Source organism: Methylococcales bacterium (assembly GCA_030949405.1).
In the GTDB taxonomy this organism is placed as follows: Bacteria; Pseudomonadota; Gammaproteobacteria; order Methylococcales; family Methylomonadaceae; genus WTBX01.
On the sequence record JAUZSN010000002.1, the window covers coordinates 915,876 to 933,544 of the forward strand.

Genomic DNA, 17,669 nt, shown 5'->3' on the forward strand with positions numbered 1-17,669 from the left:
AAAATGATGGTTAGTTATAGCCGTGGTTTAAGATAAGCACGTTATCTATTATAAAATAGGTTTTTTCGGTTATAAATTTATACTTTTAAAGTAAATAAGTCGCTGTGCATAAATTTTTAGATGTTTCATATTTGCGATAAATGTTAGCGTATAAAGCATGTTTTTGAATTCCGAAAAGATCTTAAAATTATTATTTAGAACCTTATCTATTGGGTCTACAAATAACTATTAGGAAGCAAACAAGGTCATCTTAACATTTTTTATCACCTATTCGAGGCAATGTTTAAGTTTTGTCACATACATAGTTAAATGCTAGAATGTGATAATAGGTCGTGTATTCAACCTTAAGGGAGTATTAATAGTCTAGTACTATAGACTGGTTTCTATTATCAAAATATAAAAATAAATTAAGGGATGTTATGAAGTCGATTAATCCAATATATATTGCTGTGCTTATTTGTACTCTGTTATTTGTTGCTTTTTTAAAAATAAATAATCCTTATCGTAAATACAGCTCTTCTGAGTATTGGGAAAAATCAACATTAGCAAGTGTTAACGATATTCCAGACGACGCTTTAAAAATTGGGAATAAAAATGGGCCTGTTTTAATGTGGGCGGCAATGAGTGTATCGGATATCGCTATTATTAAAGCATTAGTCGAACGAGGTGCCGATGTAACAGAGGCGGATTTACTTTTTTCAGGAACGGCATTAACAGGGGCGGCGGGTTATAGTAAACACCCCAAAATACTTCGGGAATTAGTTTCTCTGGGAGCTCAGATTAATAGGCTATCAACTTAAGGCGGGACAGCAGTAAATCCAACCACTGCGGAGACATTAGCTTTCATTGAACTACGATGTTAAAAGTGTCCCGTCTTAAACTGGTAGCCGATTAATAAGAAAGTAAATAATAATGAAACGGCTTTAATCATTGCCGCTCAATAGACTTGTTCTTTAAGAAGAAGTTAATATATCATGTTAAAATTCCATAGGATAGCCGCTAAAAAAAGAAAATAAATCTTTTACACCTTCTTTTTTATTTCTAAACTTGTCAACTAGGCATCTATATCTTTTCATTCCACCGATTACATGCTCAACAATGACTCTTTCACGACTCATATCTTTGTTTTCTTTTTTTTTATTTTCTGTTAATGTTGGGTTTGGATTATGCTTAGATTTATTTGGTTTTTTATGAGGAATATTTACCGAATTAGTTTTATATTCATTATTAAACCCCAAATAACCTAAATCAATAAATATATTAAAATTACTAAACCAATTTAATTCTGGATTAAATTCTTTTTTAAACATTCCATAATCATGATTTTTACCTGGAAAACTAACCCCAATATATAAAATTAAATGACCTAAAGAAGCTATAGTGGTATTTTTAATTGTATGCTGTTTTTTTTACCACTGTAAAATTCATTTTGTTCTTCATAGTCACTAGGGCGTTGTACAGCACGCTCTGTAGCATCTATTATCAATGTTTGAACTCCGCCAAAAGCCTGCTGCATTTCTTCAGGGGTTGAAAAACTTGTTGCAGGTAAAACATTAAATATATCTAACGTCTTTATTAAAATTGGAAATAATTTGTATACATGAGTATGGGCGCATGATTTATTCATATTAAAAGAAAACCCTAAGTGATCGAAAGTAGAATAGCACTTCATATAATTTAATATAAATAATAATTTGTCTGCGGGTGTTTTTAATGTGCTATCTAAACCACTACCGTATTTTCTTTCTTTATTTTCATGTTTTTCTTTTTGATCTTCAATAAGGGTCTTTTCAAATAGAGATAATAGTAAAATAAAATGTTCTGTTTTTAATCCTGTTAAAGCTCTTAACTGTCTATCATCATAAATTCTTGGTAAAATTTCTTTTATTTTCATGTTATACTTTGATTTTTATTTTTTATAGAAATTTATTATAAAGCTTATTTATTATTTTTAATAATTTAATTTAAAGTTTATTTATTAGGCTGTATCAACTGATTGTGAATGTTATCAAGTATATATAAGCAATTGATTTTAATATATTTTATTTAGAAGAACAAGTCTAATGATTTTTCAGCTACAAAATTATTATTTCTAATTGCTAAATCAAGGGCTGTTTTTCCTTGTTTATTTTTATCATTAATATTAGCCCCTAAATGTATTAACTCTTCAATGATTCCTTCATTTTCATTATATTAGACTTGTTCTTCTAAATAAAATATATTAAAATCAATTGCTTATATATACTTGATAACATTCACAATCAGTTGATACAGCCTAATAAATAAACTTTAAATTAAATTATTAAAAATAATAAATAAGCTTTATAATAAATTTCTATAAAAAATAAAAATCAAAGTATAACATGAAAATAAAAGAAATTTTACCAAGAATTTATGATGATAGACAGTTAAGAGCTTTAACAGGATTAAAAACAGAACATTTTATTTTACTATTATCTCTATTTGAAAAGAGCCTTATTGAAGATCAAAAAGAAAAACATGAAAATAAAGAAAGAAAATACGGTAGTGGTTTAGATAGCACATTAAAAACACCCGCAGACAAATTATTATTTATATTAAATTATATGAAGTGCTATTCTACTTTCGATCACTTAGGGTTTTCTTTTAATATGAATAAATCATGCGCCCATACTCATGTATACAAATTATTTCCAATTTTAATAAAGACGTTAGATATATTTAATGTTTTACCTGCAACAAGTTTTTCAACCCCTGAAGAAATGCAGCAGGCTTTTGGCGGAGTTCAAACATTGATAATAGATGCTACAGAGCGTGCTGTACAACGCCCTAGTGACTATGAAGAACAAAATGAATTTTACAGTGGTAAAAAAAACAGCATACAATTAAAAATACCACTATAGCTTCTTTAGGTCATTTAATTTTATATATTGGGGTTAGTTTTCCAGGTAAAAATCATGATTATGGAATGTTTAAAAAAGAATTTAATCCAGAATTAAATTGGTTTAGTAATTTTAATATATTTATTGATTTAGGTTATTTGGGGTTTAATAATGAATATAAAACTAATTCGGTAAATATTCCTCATAAAAAACCAAATAAATCTAAGCATAATCCAAACCCAACATTAACAGAAAATAAAAAAAAAGAAAACAAAGATATGAGTCGTGAAAGAGTCATTGTTGAGCATGTAATCGGTGGAATGAAAAGATATAGATGCCTAGTTGACAAGTTTAGAAATAAAAAAAGAAGGTGTAAAAGATTTATTTTCTTTTTTAGCGGCTATCCTATGGAATTTTAACATGATATATTAACTTCTTCTTAAAGAACAAGTCTATTAAAATTATTTGTTAAATAAATGAATTTTATAGCGATCAATTTTAAACTGGGGTGGGGTAACCTACCATAAATAATTGGAAAATAGACCCTGTTTTGCATCTGGCTACCCACTTAAGACGGGAGATTATGGAGCGAGGCTTAACCGTTCATACTTCGATAAGCTCAGCTAACCTCAACTTGTCTCGTCTTAAGTTGGTAGCCTTGCATTTCGAGACTTAGCATTATTCTAAAATAGAAACCGTGGTGACCTCTCTAACCTTCATTTTTTGACGTTTACTTACTCTAAAGTGTAAAGATCACCTTTTAATCGCATTAATACCTTGATTTTAAATAAAAATAAAAAGGGGTCGTGTATTAATGAGTGTTTTATCTAGCAAACGAATACCGTATAATAGTGGGCTAAGATAGATTTTATTTTTTATTAACGATAACCAAACTAACCTGTGTCCACAACTTTAGATGAAATTTTAGCCGAGGCTTTAAAAGAGCTTACGGCGACAACCGACTTAAATCAACTTGACCAAGTACGTGTTTCCTATCTGGGAAAAAAAGGGGCTTTTACCCTACAGATGAAACAACTTGGAAAACTTGAACCCGATCAACGCCGCAGTGTTGGGCAAGCGATTAACACTGCTAAAGCTGAGTTTCAACAGCAATTGGAGCAACGTAAAAACGCAATGCAGCAAGCGGCCTTAGATGAGCGTTTAGCCAGTGAAGCTATTGATGTTAGCTTATCTGGACGAGGGCAATCCCCCGCTGGTTTGCATCCTGTTACTTTAACGTTAAGACGTATCAACAAGATTTTTGCGAGTGTGGGCTTTAACGTGGTTGAAGGCCCTGAAATTGAAGATGATTATCACAATTTTGAAGCGTTAAATATTCCAGAACATCATCCTGCTCGCGCAATGCACGATACCTTTTATTTTGACGCGCATACGGTCTTAAGAACCCACACCTCACCCGTGCAAATTCGCGCAATGGAAGCTGAAAAGCCACCATTGAAAGTGATTGCACCGGGTCGTGTTTATCGTTGTGATTCCGATATTACTCATACCCCGATGTTTCATCAAGTCGAGGGGTTTTTAGTGGATACGGATGTCAGTTTTGCAGATTTAAAAGGCGTGATTTATGAATTTCTGCGTGCCTTTTTTGAAAAAGATATAGGCGTACGTTTTCGCCCTTCTTATTTTCCGTTCACAGAACCTTCTGCCGAAGTCGATATTGAATGTGTGATGTGTGAAGGTAAAGGCTGTCGTATTTGTGGTCAAACGGGTTGGTTAGAAGTTATGGGCTGTGGAATGATTCATCCTGAAGTTTTTAAGTCAGTCGATATTGATGGCGATCAATTTACAGGCTTTGCTTTTGGAATGGGCGTTGAGCGTTTAGCCATGTTGCGTTATGGAATTAATGATTTACGTTTATTTTTTGAAAATGATTTGAAGTTTTTACAGCAGTTTAATTAATTTTTGGATTGCAAAATAAATGAGTTACGAAAGTTTTACCATTGAAGCGATTGAAAAAGATTTTGCGGTGACTATTCAAAGCCAAAAAGATTTATTTTCTGAAATTTCATCCATAGAACCATCGGAGAGATTAACTTCACTGCTTGAAGATTTGACTCCTTTAGCCAGTGCGATTGGTACGGAAAAAGCCCGTTCTGAATTTATTATTGCGCCGATTTTAGCAGAGATAAAAAAACGATTAGGGAATCAAGTCAGTTTATTTTCAGGCACGCGTTTTGATGTCGATAAAGAAAAAGGCTTAAATGGTTTTTGTGATTTTATGTTTTCTCTTTCCAGTAATCAGTTATCTTTATCTGCCCCTGTAATCGCAGTGGTAGAAGCAAAAAATGATAATATTAATTCAGGCTTTGGACAATGTATGGCGGAAATGGTTGCCGCACAGCTTTATAATCAGCAGCAACAAAAACCTTTAAAAGTGGTTTATGGTTGTGTGACCACAGGAAGTATTTGGCGTTTTATGCAATTAGTTGACGATGTTATTTATGTTGATACTCAAGAATATTATTTAGATTCTGTGTCTAAAATTTTGGGTATTTTTATTGCAGATTTACAGATACAAAATTAAGATGGCTTATAGCGATTTTACTCTCAAAACAGTTTTACAAACCTTTGATTTAAAGCATATTGAACAACAAAATTTGTTTGTTTCAGAATCACCTGTTGAAGCAAGTATTTTTTTAAAAGAAGCGTTGGCAGAAAATATACCATTAGCCTTGGCAATTGGAACTGAAAAAGCCCGTTCTGAATTAATTATTGTGAATGTATTAATTGAAATTCGTAAAAAATTAAAGCATCAAATCAGTTTATTTTCAGGCGTTAAGTTTGATGTTGATGCGGAGCGAAATTTAACAGGCTTTTGTGATTTTATGATTAGTGCATCGCCTGAACAGTTATTTATTGATTCACCTGTTATTGCATTAGTTGAAGCTAAAAATGAGAATATCATGGCTGGCTTAGGTCAATGTATTGCTGAAATGGTGGCGGCACAGCAATTCAATTTACAAGAAAGTAATGTTACCCCTGTTATTTATGGCATTGTAACCTCGGGAACGGTTTGGAAATTTCTTAAGCTAGAACAAAGCCAAGTGTTTATTGATCTTGAAGAGTATTATATTAAAGATATTAATATTATTTTGGAGATTATTTTATCTATGCTTGAATAAAATGGAGTTCTTGAACTTAAAAAATTAAATTCATCAGGTGTATTAATGATACAAACGAGAAAATTTTTCAATTCACTAATATAATTAGGAGATAAAATTATGTCTGCTTTAATGTCCTCTGTTTTAAATAGTAATAATATTCAAGCCATTAATATTCCTAATGTTTTTAAATTAAATACCACGGAAGTTGAAATTAGTCGCACTGAAAATGGCGACCTCTTGATTCACCCTGTTTTTAATAAACGTGGTGATGCTTTATTATCGGTTTTGACAAGCTTTGATGATGAAATATTTATTAATGAATTGGAAAAAAATCAGCAAGAATCGTTACTTATGCAAGATAGAGTCAATTTATGATTTATATGTTGGATACTAATATCCTTATTTATCTACTTAAAAATAAACCACCTGAAGTGGCGCAACGTGTTAATGAATTGGATGCAGGTGCGGAGTTGTGTATGTCTTTTGTGACTTATGCCGAATTGCTAAAAGGAGCAGAACGTAGCACTCGCAAAGAACGAGTATTAAAACAAATTGAGCAGTTAATTCGTATTATTCCCGTTAAATTTGATTTAAAGGCTGATATTTGTCATTACTACGCGATTCATTTTACAAAATTAAAATTAGCAGGAACGCCGATTGGTGGAAATGATTTATGGATTGCCTGTCATGCATTGGCTTGTCAGGCTGTTTTGGTGACTAATAATGTTCGTGAATTTAAAAGAGTTTCTGGTTTAAAAATTGAGAATTGGGTTGATTAAATAAAAGTAAATTTTTAAAGAGGTAGATTATGCAAGTTACATTAAATACACATTATGAAGCGGTGCTTAAAAACAAGCTTGCGAGTGGACTTTATGAGACATATATGGTTCGTCCCGTATTGCAAGTAAAGTTTTTTCGTGACATAAAAAAATAGTGCAGCCATATATCCGGCTTTTAAATGAGGCGCTGAAAGCCCTCTAGCCCTGATGGAATCCGCGCATTTTCTCCTCATCAGCTAAACGACCTCGAAGGTCTCCGTCCGCTACAGGTTGCTGGAAATGCAGGTGTTACCTTTTATGCCATCACTTAAACTTTATCTACGCAATTCGTTGTAAACTGATCGTTTGTTCTGTTGCTCGTCTTTAAAAAGTGGATTCGATTTTTCCTAACTAAAATCCTAAGTACTCTTGATGCAGTAATCTTCTTGCTTGCTCAATACCGCCCATGCGATACGCGCGTTTTTGTTGGCGATGGCAACTGTGGAAATATTTTCGCCGCGTCGTTCCTTTAAACTGACAATCCATTTATTACGCTTGTCTTCGTATTTATGCGCTACCCGTAACATCGAGCGTCCACCGTGAATCAGCAAGGTGCGCAGATAAGTGTCGCCGCGTTTGCTAATCCCTAATAATGTCGGCTTGCCGCCTGTGGAATGTTGCCTCGGCACCAGCCCTAGCCATGCCGCGAGTTCGCGTCCATTTTTAAACACATTGATGTCGCCAATCGCAGCGATTAAAGCCGTGGCAGTTAACAGTCCGACACCGGGAATAGTGAGTAATCGTTGGCAGTTTTCATTCTGAGCGCAGACCTGTTTTAACTTGATTTCGATCGAATCAATCCGCTCATTGAGGTGCTTCATTTCATCGTAAAGCTCTTGCAATAATTCTCGAAATATCGGTGAAAGTTGGTTTTCTGCATCCTCTAGCAACTCAGGAATAATCTTACTGACCGAGTGAATGCCTTGCGCAATGATGATGCCATATTCCATCAGCAAGCCGCGAATTTGATTCGCTTGCGCAGTGCGTCGCCCAATCAACTGGCTACGAATGCGATGCATACATTGAATATCCTGCTGCTCAACACTTTTACTGGGGACAAAGCGCATCGACTTCCGTTGCACAGCTTCGCAAATTCCTTCCGCATCCAAGGCATCGCTTTTGTTTGATTTCACATACGGCTTCACAAATTGTGGAGCCATAATTTTGACCGTATGCCCAAATTGAGAGAAAATGCGCTTCCAATAATTCGCGCCGCCGCAGGCTTCAATGCCAATTAAACACGGCGGCAGATTAGCGATAAAGGCACTCAGCTTGTTGCGTGTGAGTTTCTTTTTCAGACACACGTTATCGTCTTCATCCACGCCATGTAGCTGAAAACTATTCTTCGCCAAATCAATCCCTAAGACGGCGATATTTTTGTTTGAATTAACTTTGCTCATGACTATGACCTCACACTTGTGCTGAAAATGAATAACGGTTATTATCATCCCTTTTAGGGCGGTTGTAAAAGTGGGACGAACCATTCCATTAGCTAATGACATTATTCAAGAAGCCTTATCTTTATTAGAGGAACGCGACCAACTTTATAAGTTGCAACTTAAAAGAAATTCAACAAGGTATAGATAGTGGTAAGGCGACACCTTTGGATATTGAGGCTATAAAATTTAAAATGAGTGACTAATTTGTACATTTTATTTAGCTGGGTGATTGAAAATGAATATGATTTACGAAACAGACTTTTATGGTTGGACACAACAACAAGCGGCGTTACTTAAAGACGGTCGATTGAATTTGCTTGATTTGACTAATATTATTGAGGAAATTGAGAGCATGGGGCGGTCGGAAAAGCGCGAGCTACAAAGTCGATTAACAATATTATTACTGCATTTATTGAAATGGAAATTCCAACCCTCAAAAAAAAGTAGAAGTTGGAGATTAAGTATTGATGAGCAACGGATTCAGTTTTTAGATGTGTTAAAAGAAAACCCCAGCTTAAAACCACGCTTAAATGATATTTTAGAAGATGCTTATCGTTTAGCTATTGTTAAAGCCGCTAAAGAAACAAAACTGAGTAAAAAAGACTTTCCAAGTATTTGCCCTTGGAACTGGGAAGAAATTATGGATTCTGAGTTTTATCCTAATTAGGGTTTTAAGGTAACTCACAAAAATAACTAACTAGAATCAGTTTTAAGTGGATGTAATGCGTAGGTCTGCAAATTTTTCTGCAAGCGATTTAGAACCAATTAAATAAAATTTTACATAATTTCTTCGAGGTTTTGAAATGACAACTAATGTTTTAATACAAACTCAAATTGATGATACGGTAAAAAAAGAAGCGGCTACTGTGCTGGCAACAATGGGACTAACTATTCCCGATGCTATTCGCCTCATGTTGATTAAAGTCGCTCGTGAGCATAAACTCCCTTTTGACCCCCTGCTTCCTAATGCAGAAACCATTGCCGCAATGGAAGAGGCACGAATAGGTCAATTGCAATCTGCTCAAACTATAGAGCAATTTATGCAGGTAATTCAATAGTCCATGAGAAAAATAGAGTGGACAACAGCCTTTAAACGGGATTTTAAAAAAATAGGCACGTTTGAATCAAATTTTATCGAAGCTTTATGGAAACTAGCCAATGATGAGTCCTTGCCAGAAAATTTTTGTGATCATTCTTTAACAGGTGAATGGAAAGATTTTCGAGACTGTCATATTCAACCTGATTTGATTTTAATCTATCGAAAACAAAATATAGACTGTCTCCAACTAGTAAGGCTAGGTTCTCACTCCAAATTAGGTCTTTAAATATTAAGAAATACACACAAACTATAAGTCTAATCAAAAAATATGGCATACAATAAATTCACCGTACAAAAGGTCATAAAAACTTTTAATTTAGACTTAATTGACAATGAAGTTTTATTTAAAGATGTTAAACACATTGAACCTAGTCCATTTTTAATTGAATTAATGGAAAAGTATTTGCCATTAGCTCACGCGATTGGCACAGAAAAAGCACGCTCTGAGTTTATTATCGCGCCTTTATTGGCTGAATTAACTGAAATAACCAATCATTCTATTAGTTTGTTTTCGGGGATTAATTTTACAGTCGATAAACAACATGGCTTATCAGGACGTTGTGATTTTTTAATTAGTGCATCACCGATTCAATACAGTTTAACCGCGCCTGTTTTAGCCCTTGTCGAAGCAAAAAATGATAATATTAATAGTGGCTTAGGGCAATGTATGGCAGAAATGGTTGCCGCACAAATTTTTAACCAACAAGAAAATGTTGAACGGACTATTTATGGAATCGTTTCTACGGGTAGTATTTGGCATTTCTTAAAGTTAGAAAAAAATAAAATTTATATTGATAAAAAAACTTATTTTATTGACTCAATCGACTTATTACTCGGTGTACTATCTAAAACGGTCTCTTAAATAAACGTTAAAATCATAAAAAAAGAATACTAATCCGCACAGATAAAGATGCGTGTAACTAAAACCTTAACAAAAACCTTTTTTAAAATTAAATTATGCAAATAAGTGAAGCATGGTTAAGAGAACGCGTTAATCCTGCGGTTTCTACCAATGAATTAGTTGAACAATTAACAATGGCTGGATTAGAAGTCGATTCAGTTGAACCTGCGGCGGCTGAATTTTCTAAAATCGTGGTCGGTGAAATTTTAACCATTGAAAAACATCCTGATGCTGACAAATTAAACGTTTGTACCGTTGAAGTAGGCGAGGATGAGCCATTACAAATTGTTTGTGGGGCAAATAATGTTCGTGTCGGTTTAAAAATTCCAGCCGCTTTAATCGGTGCAATTTTACCTCGAAATTTTAAAATTAAAAAATCCAAATTACGCGGCGTATTATCATTTGGAATGTTGTGTTCAGAGACGGAACTCGGACTTGCAGACAGTGCGGATGGCTTAATGGAATTAGCCGATGATGCACCTGTCGGTACCGATGTTCGAGAGTATTTAAGTTTAGATGATCATATTATCGAATTGGACTTAACCCCAAATCGAGCCGATTGTTTGAGTGTTGAAGGTGTTGCGCGAGAAGTTGCGGTGCTGAATCAAATGGATTTTGAGCCGCTTGCTTTTGAAAACGTTAAAATAAGTCATGATGAAACTTTAAGTATTAACGTCGATGTGCCAGAAGCCTGTCCTCGTTATTTAGGTCGATTAATTAAAGGGATCAATCCACAAGCGGTAACGCCGTTATGGATGCAAGAACGTTTAAGACGTGGCGGTTTACGAAGTTTAAGTGTCTTAGTCGATGTCACTAATTATGTCTTATTAGAATTAGGACAGCCTTTACATGCGTTTGATGCAACAAAATTAACCGATGGAATTACCATTCGTTATGCTAAAGATAAAGAAGAACTGGCGTTACTGAATGACCAAAAGATTAAGTTAGAAACCGATTCTTTAGTGATTACCGATGATAAACAAGCCTTGGCTTTAGCTGGAATTATAGGCGGAAGTGAAACAGCGGTGAGTGAAACAACGACCGATGTTTTCCTAGAATGTGCTTTTTTTATCCCAACGGCGATTGCGGGTAAGGCTCGAAAATATGGTTTACATACGGATTCATCGCATCGTTTTGAACGGGGCGTTGATCCTTTTCTACAACAGAAAGCCATTGAACGAGCAACGCAATTAATTGTTGAGATGGCAGGAGGGTCGGTCGGGCCTATTAATGAAGTGGCTAGTGATGAATGTTTACCCACACGTCCTGCGGTTACCTTAAGAAAACAACGTATTAACAAAATGCTTGGCATTGAAATGGTGGATGACGAGGTCACGGCTATTTTCAAGCGTTTAGGAATGAGCGTTGAAACCTCAACAGAAAGTTGGGCGGTCACGCCAACAGGGGCGCGTTTTGATATTGCCATTGAAGCCGATTTAATTGAAGAAATTGCTCGAATCTATGGCTATAACAATTTACCTCAAAGCAGCCTGTTGATGCGGTCCGAATTAGGTAAGGCCCCCGAAGCTTTATTGCCTTTAGAACAAGCGCAAGATTTATTGGTCGCTAAAGGTTATCAAGAAGCCATTACCTATAGTTTTGTTGATGAGGAAATTCAGCAATTAATCGCGCCTAATGATAAAGTTATTAAACTTAAAAATCCAATTTCATCTGAATTATCAGTGATGCGCAGCACCTTATGGGGCGGCTTATTACGAGCGGCTTTGTATAATACCAATCGTCAACAAAATCGAGTGCGTTTATTTGAAACAGGCTTATCGTTTGTGGAGATTGAAGGTGAAACGATACAAACTAAACGCTTATCTGGATTAGCTTTAGGTTCGGTTCAAGCTGAACAATGGGGTGAAAAAATTCGTAAAGTGGATTTTTTTGATGTGAAAGCGGATTTAGAAGCCTTGTTTTCATTATCAAACTTAAGCCTTGAATTCACAGCAGAACAACACGCCGCTTTACATCCAGGGCAAAGTGCTAAGATTAGTAATGAGCGGGGTGAATTGATAGGTTGGCTGGGGATGTTACACCCCACATTAGAAAAAAAATTAGGCTTTGAAACGCAGGTTTTTTTATTTGAACTTGAGCTTGAAAAAGTACTCAATAAAATGATTCCGAGTTTTCGTTCACTCTCTAAATTCCCTTCTGTTCGTCGTGATATGGCGATATTAGTTAAGGAAGAGATTACGGCGAAACAAATTACACAGTGTATTGAACAATGCGAACAAGCCGCGATAATAGAAATTCATTTATTTGATATTTATCGAGGCCAAGGCGTAGACGTAGGCTATAAAAGCGTGGCTTTAAGCTTACAATTGCAAGATTCTGCACAAACGCTAGCAGAGTTTGAAATAGATGCTATATTTAGCACTGTATTAACGACATTAACCGATAAAATCGGTGCAAAACTGAGAGATTAATTAAATGGCATTAACAAAAGCTGACTTTTCTGAAAAATTATTTGATGAATTAGGATTAAATAAACGCGAAGCAAAAGAAATGGTCGAATTATTTTTTGAAGAAATTAAAAGTTCTCTTGAAGCGGGTAATGAAGTTAAATTATCGGGTTTTGGTAAGTTTGAATTACGAGATAAAAGCCCACGTCCTGGTCGAAACCCTAAAACGGGAGAGGAGGTATCTATTACAGCAAGACGGGTAGTGACCTTTCGTTCGGGTCAAAAATTAAGAGGAAGAGTCGAAGCGTATGTTGGAGCCGAGTAATAATAATGAATTGCCAGCCATTCCTGCAAAAAAGTACTTTACGATTGGTGAAGTCAGTGAGTTATGTGGGGTAAAGCCTCATGTGCTTCGCTATTGGGAGCAGGAATTTAGTCAAATAGATCCCGTTAAGCGGCGAGGAAATCGTCGTTCGTATCAGCGACAGGATATTTTGATTATTCGCCAGATTCGTGCCTTATTATATGAAAAAGGTTACACCATCGGGGGGGCAAGGGCGCATCTTGAAAGTGATGATAATAAAGATGACTCAAATCAACGTCATCAACTTATCCATCAAATGATTGGTGAGCTAGAAGAAATGTTATTACTGTTAAAATAACTATAATTTGATGAGCGAATAACGTATAATTCGCTCTCTTATTTTAGAACTGAGTCTTTCGGTTCTTATCCGTGTTTATTCAATTGTCGGGGCGTAGCGCAGCTTGGTAGCGCACTACAATGGGGTTGTAGGGGTCGGAGGTTCAAATCCTCTCGCCCCGACCAGTTGAAATAGTCATTCAGATAATGCGTTTCTTATACGTTATCGTGACCCTCCTCTTTAAGTATTCAGCTTTTTTTCCTGTATTCGTCTTTATGCGGTCCGCTTTATCGCGATAATACAGATACTTTCCTGCCTATTTCAAAATTAATTATGGAATTGTTCACAGACGTAACAGACGTAACAGGGGTCATTCTTTCGGGCGGATTAGCGCGACGAATGAATCATCAAGATAAAGGCTTAGTTTCTTATAAGGGGCAGCCTTTAATTTCCTATGCCATTCAGGCGATGAAGACGACAGTTAGCACGGTGTTAATTAATGCTAATCGTAATCATGCGCGTTATTCAGCCTGGGGTTTTCCTGTTATTGCCGATCAAACCGAACAGTTTGACGGGCCTTTGGCGGGGGTTTTAACCGCTATGCTGGCAACAGACAACGCTACTTTATTAGTCATTCCTTGTGATTCGCCTTTAATTACGCCTGAGCATTTAAGAAAGCTATTAACGTCGTTAGAAGAAAATCAAGCTGAAATTGCAGTGGCCTTTGATGGTGAACGTTTGCATCCTGTTTTTTTAGCGTTAAAAACACATTTAAAAACGAGTTTAGAGGCGTATTTAAACGCAGGTGAACGTAAAATTGATCGCTGGTTACAACAACATAAGTTAGTTAAGGTGGATTTTAGTCAGCAAGCTGAGATTTTTTTAAATATTAATACCTTAGATGAATTATTGGCGTTGGAAAATTCATCGACTTATCTGCCTGAATTGAGTCATGAAGGTATCGAACTTTCAAATTCTGTGGTGGTGACCGATGAAAGAGGGCTGTCACGAGAAATACAATTGGTGGGTGAACGCGCTTTAACGCTCTATGTTGATAAACAAGAAATTGTAACGTTAATGACGATGGGAACACATCCTGAGTTGTTAACGTTAGGTTATTTAAAGAATCAAGGTTTTTTTGAAAACTTGACTGAGATTAAAGCGGTACAAGTTGATTGGGAAACCGAGGCTGTTGCCGTTGTGACCCATCATGAAAAAAGTGATTTTTCAGAACAAATGGCACGGCGAACAGTGACAACAGGGTGTGGACAAGGCACTGTTTTTGGGCGATTAATGGATAAATTAAAAAAAATTAATCTTCCCGAGACGCATATAAAACAGTCGATTCTTTATGCCATGCTCACCTCGTTAAAAGAACACAATGAAGTGTATAAAAAAGCAGGGGCCGTTCATGGCTGTGCGTTGTGTTCAGGCGCGACGATAGATTTTTTTATTGAAGATGTCGGGCGACATAATGCGGTTGATGCGATTGCAGGCTACATGTGGCTTAATAAAATTAAAGGCGATGATAAAATTTTTTATACCACAGGCCGATTAACCTCTGAGATGGTTATTAAAGTGTCGCAAATGGGGATTCCTATTTTATTATCGCGTTCAGGGGCGACTCAAATGGGTTTAGAAATGGCCAAACAGTCGGGGGTTATTTTAATTTCAAGAGCGAAAGGTCGGCATTTTTTAGTGCTTAATGGGGTTAAGTCGATGATCTTTGACGCATTGGAATAATAGCCCTCCCACCGTAAAAATTTTGCTTGAAGAATCACGTTAGGTTTGTTATTGTTTTAACGATGACAAAAATATAAAAACCCCCTAAAACACGTTGGCATCGTTTATTGGGAACCTTGCTAGAACAATTATTAACGTCTGTGGGCATCACTGTCTTATGTGATGTTAAAATTATGGCGAACCCACCCGAAGCTGATATTCTGTTGTTGCGACGAAAAACTAAGTACTGGACTGATGAGCAACGATTACGTCTTCCTGATGGAATTCGTGATAGTACGGCAAGTCATATTTTATTAGAATTTAAATACAGCGAATCGGTTAACGAAAAGGCCATGCAACAAACCTTGGGTTATGATTATTTTTATAAAAAAAGTCATCATTTAAATGATTCCCAAGTACAAAGTTTTTTAATCAGTGCTCGAACCCCGAAAGCAGATACGTTAGCTCAATTTTCGTATCAACAAAGTCAATATAAAGGAATTTATATCACTCAAACACGGGTTTTACGGCAAGTGGTCTTGATTGTTTTAAATGAATTGTCAGGAAAAGAACATAATGCGTGGATAAAATGTTTTGCTAGTAGACGATTAGAGAAACAAAAAGCCTTTGCATTATTAAATCAAACAGGACTCAATTTAGCCTCGTTACGATTAAAGTTATTTTTATCAAGTTTATGGGGATATTGGTTTAAAGACCGAGAGGAAAGTAAAATGCGTATCGAATTGACAGAAAAAGATTTAGCCGCCATGAGTGATTTTTGGGGAGATACTTTTTTAACTTCATTAGAAGTTGAAGATATTTTACCTTATTTCAATGCACAAGAACTTTTAGATAAAATTAACCCAGTGGATAAGTTAGCAGGATTGAATGCAAAAGAGCGTATGGTGGGGTTAGATGCAAAAGAACGTTTAGAGGGATTAGAAGTTGATGCTATATTATCAGAAGTTGACCATAAAAAAATATTAGCGGGCTTATCAAAAGAAGAAATTAAAGCCTATTTATCGAATAATTAACGCCTCTAATTCCCGTTTATCATTAAACGCTCTAAACGATTACTTTTTAACGTTATTTATACATTATGTCCAATCAAGAAAATTACATTCAATTAATGGACACCACGCTACGCGATGGTGAACAAACACAAGGGGTTTCGTACTCACCTGATGAAAAAGTTAATATCGCGAAAGCTTTATTACAATCGTTACAAGTCGATCGCATTGAAGTGGCTTCTGCACGGGTTTCCAAGGGTGAAAAACAAGCTGTGAGTCGCATTAACACATGGGCGCGTCAAGAAGGATTTGATGGTCGGGTTGAAGTTTTAGGCTTTGTCGATCATACGCGGAGTGTTGATTGGATTTTGGAAACAGGTGGCAGTGTTATTAATCTTCTGACTAAAGGGAGTGAAAAACATTGCCGTGAACAACTGAGAAAAACGTTGGATCAACATTTAAATGATATTCTTAAAACGGTTAGTTATGCCTTGAGTAAAGGTTTATCGGTGAATGTTTATTTAGAAGACTGGTCAAATGGTTATCGAGATAATCGTGATTATGTTTTTGAATTGATGGATAGTTTACAGCGAACGGGTATTAGTCATTTTATGTTACCTGATACGTTAGGGGTGATGTCGCCCGAGGAAGTTTTTAACAGTTTGGATGATATGTGTTCGCGTTATCCTGAACTTGAGTTTGATTTTCATCCACATAATGACTATGGGCTGGCAACGGCGAATGTGATGGCAGCCGTTCGTGCGGGGGTTAAGTCAATTCACTGTACGATCAATTGTTTAGGTGAACGAGCAGGAAATGCCTCGTTAGCCGAAGTGAGCGTGGTTTTGCGCGATAAAATGAATAAAAAATTATCCATTGATGAAAGTCATTTAATGCGATTAAGTGACATGGTGAAAAATTTTTCAGGTAAACGCGTGGCGGCTAATACCCCAATTATTGGAAGTGATGTGTTTACTCAAACCGCAGGGATTCATGCGGATGGTGATCAAAAAGGCGGCTTATATAAAAGTAAGTTGGTTCCTGAACGTTTTTCACGAATACACAGTTACGCGTTAGGTAAAATGAGTGGCAAGGCTTCCTTAAAAAAGAATCTAGAATTACTCGAACTGGAGTTATCGGAAGAAAATCAAAAAAAGGTCTTGGCGCGCATCGTAAAGCTGGGTGATTTAAAACAAACGATTACAACCGATGATTTGCCTTTTATTATTGCGGATGTTTTAGAAAGTAAAAAATATAAACATATTAAACTGTTAAATTGCACGATTACCAGTGGGTTTAATTTAGAGGCTACCGTGAGTTTACGTGTTGAAGTCAAAGGTGAAATGCACGTGTCATCGGGTTCAGGAAATGGCGGCTTTGATGCATTTATTGACGCGATTAATAAAGTCATGAAATTGCATGACTATACCTTACCTGCATTATTAGATTATGAAGTGAGAATTCCTAGGGGCGGCCACACCAATGCGATTACTGAATGTGTGATTACGTGGGATTGTAAAAATAAATTAAGAAAAACGCGGGGCGTGCATTCTAATCAGGTTTTTGCCGCCGTATTAGCGGCCCTTAGAATTATTAATATTCAATTACACGAGCGTTAATAAAGCTTTCGTAATGATTTTATTGA

Annotated in this window: 21 protein-coding genes, 1 tRNA gene and 1 pseudogene; 20 read left to right on the top strand and 3 right to left on the bottom strand. The window is 35.9% G+C overall.

Annotated elements, in window-relative coordinates:
- The first annotated feature begins 419 nt into the window (after positions 1–419).
- Positions 420–800: an ankyrin repeat domain-containing protein gene (locus tag Q9M50_04865; GenBank protein MDQ7089960.1), complete on the top strand. Its 381-nt coding sequence runs from the start codon at positions 420–422 to the stop codon at positions 798–800.
- A gap of 177 nt (positions 801–977) precedes the next feature.
- On the opposite strand, the gene Q9M50_04870 is transcribed toward Q9M50_04865, so the two are convergent.
- Together Q9M50_04870 and Q9M50_04875 are read right to left on the bottom strand one after the other, a co-directional pair.
- Complete coding sequence (locus Q9M50_04870) at positions 978–1,349, bottom strand: transposase family protein (protein ID MDQ7089961.1); 372 nt, start codon at positions 1,347–1,349, stop codon at positions 978–980.
- Between the two features lie 26 nt (positions 1,350–1,375).
- On the bottom strand, positions 1,376–1,894 hold the full coding sequence (locus Q9M50_04875) for a transposase family protein (protein MDQ7089962.1): 519 nt from the start codon (positions 1,892–1,894) through the stop codon (positions 1,376–1,378).
- 469 nt (positions 1,895–2,363) lie between these two features.
- Between Q9M50_04875 and Q9M50_04880 the strand changes: the two genes are divergently transcribed.
- The 7 genes from Q9M50_04880 (at position 2,364) to Q9M50_04910 (ending at position 6,765) form a co-directional block, all read left to right on the top strand.
- Entirely contained in the window at positions 2,364–2,882 is a 519-nt protein-coding gene (locus tag Q9M50_04880) for a transposase family protein (protein MDQ7089963.1), read from the top strand.
- 26 nt (positions 2,883–2,908) lie between these two features.
- Positions 2,909–3,280 (top strand): transposase family protein, encoded by a 372-nt coding sequence (locus Q9M50_04885; protein MDQ7089964.1) that lies wholly within the window; start codon positions 2,909–2,911, stop codon positions 3,278–3,280.
- A gap of 481 nt (positions 3,281–3,761) precedes the next feature.
- Positions 3,762–4,781, top strand: a complete 1,020-nt coding sequence (gene pheS / locus Q9M50_04890) for a phenylalanine--tRNA ligase subunit alpha (protein MDQ7089965.1) — start codon at positions 3,762–3,764, stop codon at positions 4,779–4,781.
- 19 nt (positions 4,782–4,800) lie between these two features.
- The gene (locus tag Q9M50_04895; protein MDQ7089966.1) at positions 4,801–5,406 is read left to right on the top strand and encodes a hypothetical protein; all 606 of its coding nucleotides are present in this window, start codon (positions 4,801–4,803) and stop codon (positions 5,404–5,406) included.
- 1 nt (position 5,407) lies between these two features.
- Positions 5,408–6,004, top strand: a complete 597-nt coding sequence (locus tag Q9M50_04900) for a hypothetical protein (protein MDQ7089967.1) — start codon at positions 5,408–5,410, stop codon at positions 6,002–6,004.
- A gap of 99 nt (positions 6,005–6,103) precedes the next feature.
- On the top strand, positions 6,104–6,361 hold the full coding sequence (locus Q9M50_04905; GenBank protein ID MDQ7089968.1) for an AbrB/MazE/SpoVT family DNA-binding domain-containing protein: 258 nt from the start codon (positions 6,104–6,106) through the stop codon (positions 6,359–6,361).
- A gap of 5 nt (positions 6,362–6,366) precedes the next feature.
- Positions 6,367–6,765, top strand: coding sequence for a type II toxin-antitoxin system VapC family toxin (locus tag Q9M50_04910; GenBank protein ID MDQ7089969.1), 399 nt, complete (start codon positions 6,367–6,369; stop codon positions 6,763–6,765).
- 398 nt (positions 6,766–7,163) lie between these two features.
- Here Q9M50_04910 and Q9M50_04915 read toward each other — a convergent pair whose 3' ends face one another.
- Positions 7,164–8,204 (bottom strand): IS110 family transposase, encoded by a 1,041-nt coding sequence (locus Q9M50_04915; protein ID MDQ7089970.1) that lies wholly within the window; start codon positions 8,202–8,204, stop codon positions 7,164–7,166.
- Positions 8,205–8,484: 280 nt separating this feature from the next.
- Between Q9M50_04915 and Q9M50_04920 the strand changes: the two genes are divergently transcribed.
- The 12 genes and pseudogenes from Q9M50_04920 to Q9M50_04975 all read left to right on the top strand — a co-directional run bounded on the left by Q9M50_04920 (position 8,485) and on the right by Q9M50_04975 (position 17,643).
- The gene (locus tag Q9M50_04920) at positions 8,485–8,910 is read left to right on the top strand and encodes a DUF29 domain-containing protein (GenBank protein MDQ7089971.1); all 426 of its coding nucleotides are present in this window, start codon (positions 8,485–8,487) and stop codon (positions 8,908–8,910) included.
- A 136-nt stretch (positions 8,911–9,046) separates the two neighbouring features.
- Positions 9,047–9,301, top strand: coding sequence for a type II toxin-antitoxin system RelB/DinJ family antitoxin (locus Q9M50_04925; GenBank protein MDQ7089972.1), 255 nt, complete (start codon positions 9,047–9,049; stop codon positions 9,299–9,301).
- A gap of 3 nt (positions 9,302–9,304) precedes the next feature.
- Positions 9,305–9,568, top strand: a complete 264-nt coding sequence (locus tag Q9M50_04930; GenBank protein MDQ7089973.1) for a type II toxin-antitoxin system YafQ family toxin — start codon at positions 9,305–9,307, stop codon at positions 9,566–9,568.
- Positions 9,569–9,610: 42 nt separating this feature from the next.
- Positions 9,611–10,204, top strand: coding sequence for a hypothetical protein (locus tag Q9M50_04935; protein ID MDQ7089974.1), 594 nt, complete (start codon positions 9,611–9,613; stop codon positions 10,202–10,204).
- Between the two features lie 95 nt (positions 10,205–10,299).
- Complete coding sequence (gene pheT, locus Q9M50_04940) at positions 10,300–12,675, top strand: phenylalanine--tRNA ligase subunit beta (protein MDQ7089975.1); 2,376 nt, start codon at positions 10,300–10,302, stop codon at positions 12,673–12,675.
- A 4-nt stretch (positions 12,676–12,679) separates the two neighbouring features.
- Complete coding sequence (locus Q9M50_04945) at positions 12,680–12,976, top strand: integration host factor subunit alpha (GenBank protein ID MDQ7089976.1); 297 nt, start codon at positions 12,680–12,682, stop codon at positions 12,974–12,976.
- Entirely contained in the window at positions 12,960–13,313 is a 354-nt protein-coding gene (locus tag Q9M50_04950) for a MerR family transcriptional regulator (GenBank protein MDQ7089977.1), read from the top strand. Before Q9M50_04945 ends, Q9M50_04950 begins: the two co-directional genes overlap by 17 nt.
- Before the next feature lie 87 nt (positions 13,314–13,400).
- A tRNA-Pro gene (locus Q9M50_04955) sits at positions 13,401–13,477 on the top strand.
- A 148-nt stretch (positions 13,478–13,625) separates the two neighbouring features.
- Positions 13,626–14,213 (top strand): annotated as a pseudogene (mobA, locus tag Q9M50_04960) (molybdenum cofactor guanylyltransferase MobA).
- A 102-nt stretch (positions 14,214–14,315) separates the two neighbouring features.
- Positions 14,316–15,035 carry a formate dehydrogenase accessory sulfurtransferase FdhD gene (locus Q9M50_04965; GenBank protein MDQ7089978.1) on the top strand — a complete coding sequence of 240 codons (720 nt, stop codon included), beginning with the start codon at positions 14,316–14,318 and terminating at the stop codon, positions 15,033–15,035.
- A 107-nt stretch (positions 15,036–15,142) separates the two neighbouring features.
- Positions 15,143–16,048, top strand: a complete 906-nt coding sequence (locus tag Q9M50_04970) for a hypothetical protein (GenBank protein ID MDQ7089979.1) — start codon at positions 15,143–15,145, stop codon at positions 16,046–16,048.
- Between the two features lie 65 nt (positions 16,049–16,113).
- Positions 16,114–17,643, top strand: coding sequence for an alpha-isopropylmalate synthase regulatory domain-containing protein (locus tag Q9M50_04975; protein ID MDQ7089980.1), 1,530 nt, complete (start codon positions 16,114–16,116; stop codon positions 17,641–17,643).
- The last annotated feature ends 26 nt before the right edge of the window (positions 17,644–17,669 follow it).

What these genes read in the sequence shown, in the direction of transcription:
- Q9M50_04865 (MDQ7089960.1), top strand. Translation starts at nt 420, where the DNA reads ATGAAGTCGATTAATCCAATATATATTGCTGTGCTTATTTGTACTCTG.
- Q9M50_04875 (MDQ7089962.1), bottom strand. Translation starts at nt 1,894, where the DNA reads ATGAAAATAAAAGAAATTTTACCAAGAATTTATGATGATAGACAGTTA.
- Q9M50_04880 (MDQ7089963.1), top strand. Translation starts at nt 2,364, where the DNA reads ATGAAAATAAAAGAAATTTTACCAAGAATTTATGATGATAGACAGTTA.
- Q9M50_04895 (MDQ7089966.1), top strand. Translation starts at nt 4,801, where the DNA reads ATGAGTTACGAAAGTTTTACCATTGAAGCGATTGAAAAAGATTTTGCG.
- Q9M50_04900 (MDQ7089967.1), top strand. Translation starts at nt 5,408, where the DNA reads ATGGCTTATAGCGATTTTACTCTCAAAACAGTTTTACAAACCTTTGAT.
- Q9M50_04905 (MDQ7089968.1), top strand. Translation starts at nt 6,104, where the DNA reads ATGTCTGCTTTAATGTCCTCTGTTTTAAATAGTAATAATATTCAAGCC.
- Q9M50_04910 (MDQ7089969.1), top strand. Translation starts at nt 6,367, where the DNA reads ATGTTGGATACTAATATCCTTATTTATCTACTTAAAAATAAACCACCT.
- Q9M50_04915 (MDQ7089970.1), bottom strand. Translation starts at nt 8,204, where the DNA reads ATGAGCAAAGTTAATTCAAACAAAAATATCGCCGTCTTAGGGATTGAT.
- Q9M50_04920 (MDQ7089971.1), top strand. Translation starts at nt 8,485, where the DNA reads ATGATTTACGAAACAGACTTTTATGGTTGGACACAACAACAAGCGGCG.
- Q9M50_04925 (MDQ7089972.1), top strand. Translation starts at nt 9,047, where the DNA reads ATGACAACTAATGTTTTAATACAAACTCAAATTGATGATACGGTAAAA.
- Q9M50_04930 (MDQ7089973.1), top strand. Translation starts at nt 9,305, where the DNA reads ATGAGAAAAATAGAGTGGACAACAGCCTTTAAACGGGATTTTAAAAAA.
- Q9M50_04935 (MDQ7089974.1), top strand. Translation starts at nt 9,611, where the DNA reads ATGGCATACAATAAATTCACCGTACAAAAGGTCATAAAAACTTTTAAT.
- pheT (MDQ7089975.1), top strand. Translation starts at nt 10,300, where the DNA reads ATGCAAATAAGTGAAGCATGGTTAAGAGAACGCGTTAATCCTGCGGTT.
- Q9M50_04945 (MDQ7089976.1), top strand. Translation starts at nt 12,680, where the DNA reads ATGGCATTAACAAAAGCTGACTTTTCTGAAAAATTATTTGATGAATTA.
- Q9M50_04950 (MDQ7089977.1), top strand. Translation starts at nt 12,960, where the DNA reads ATGTTGGAGCCGAGTAATAATAATGAATTGCCAGCCATTCCTGCAAAA.
- Q9M50_04975 (MDQ7089980.1), top strand. Translation starts at nt 16,114, where the DNA reads ATGTCCAATCAAGAAAATTACATTCAATTAATGGACACCACGCTACGC.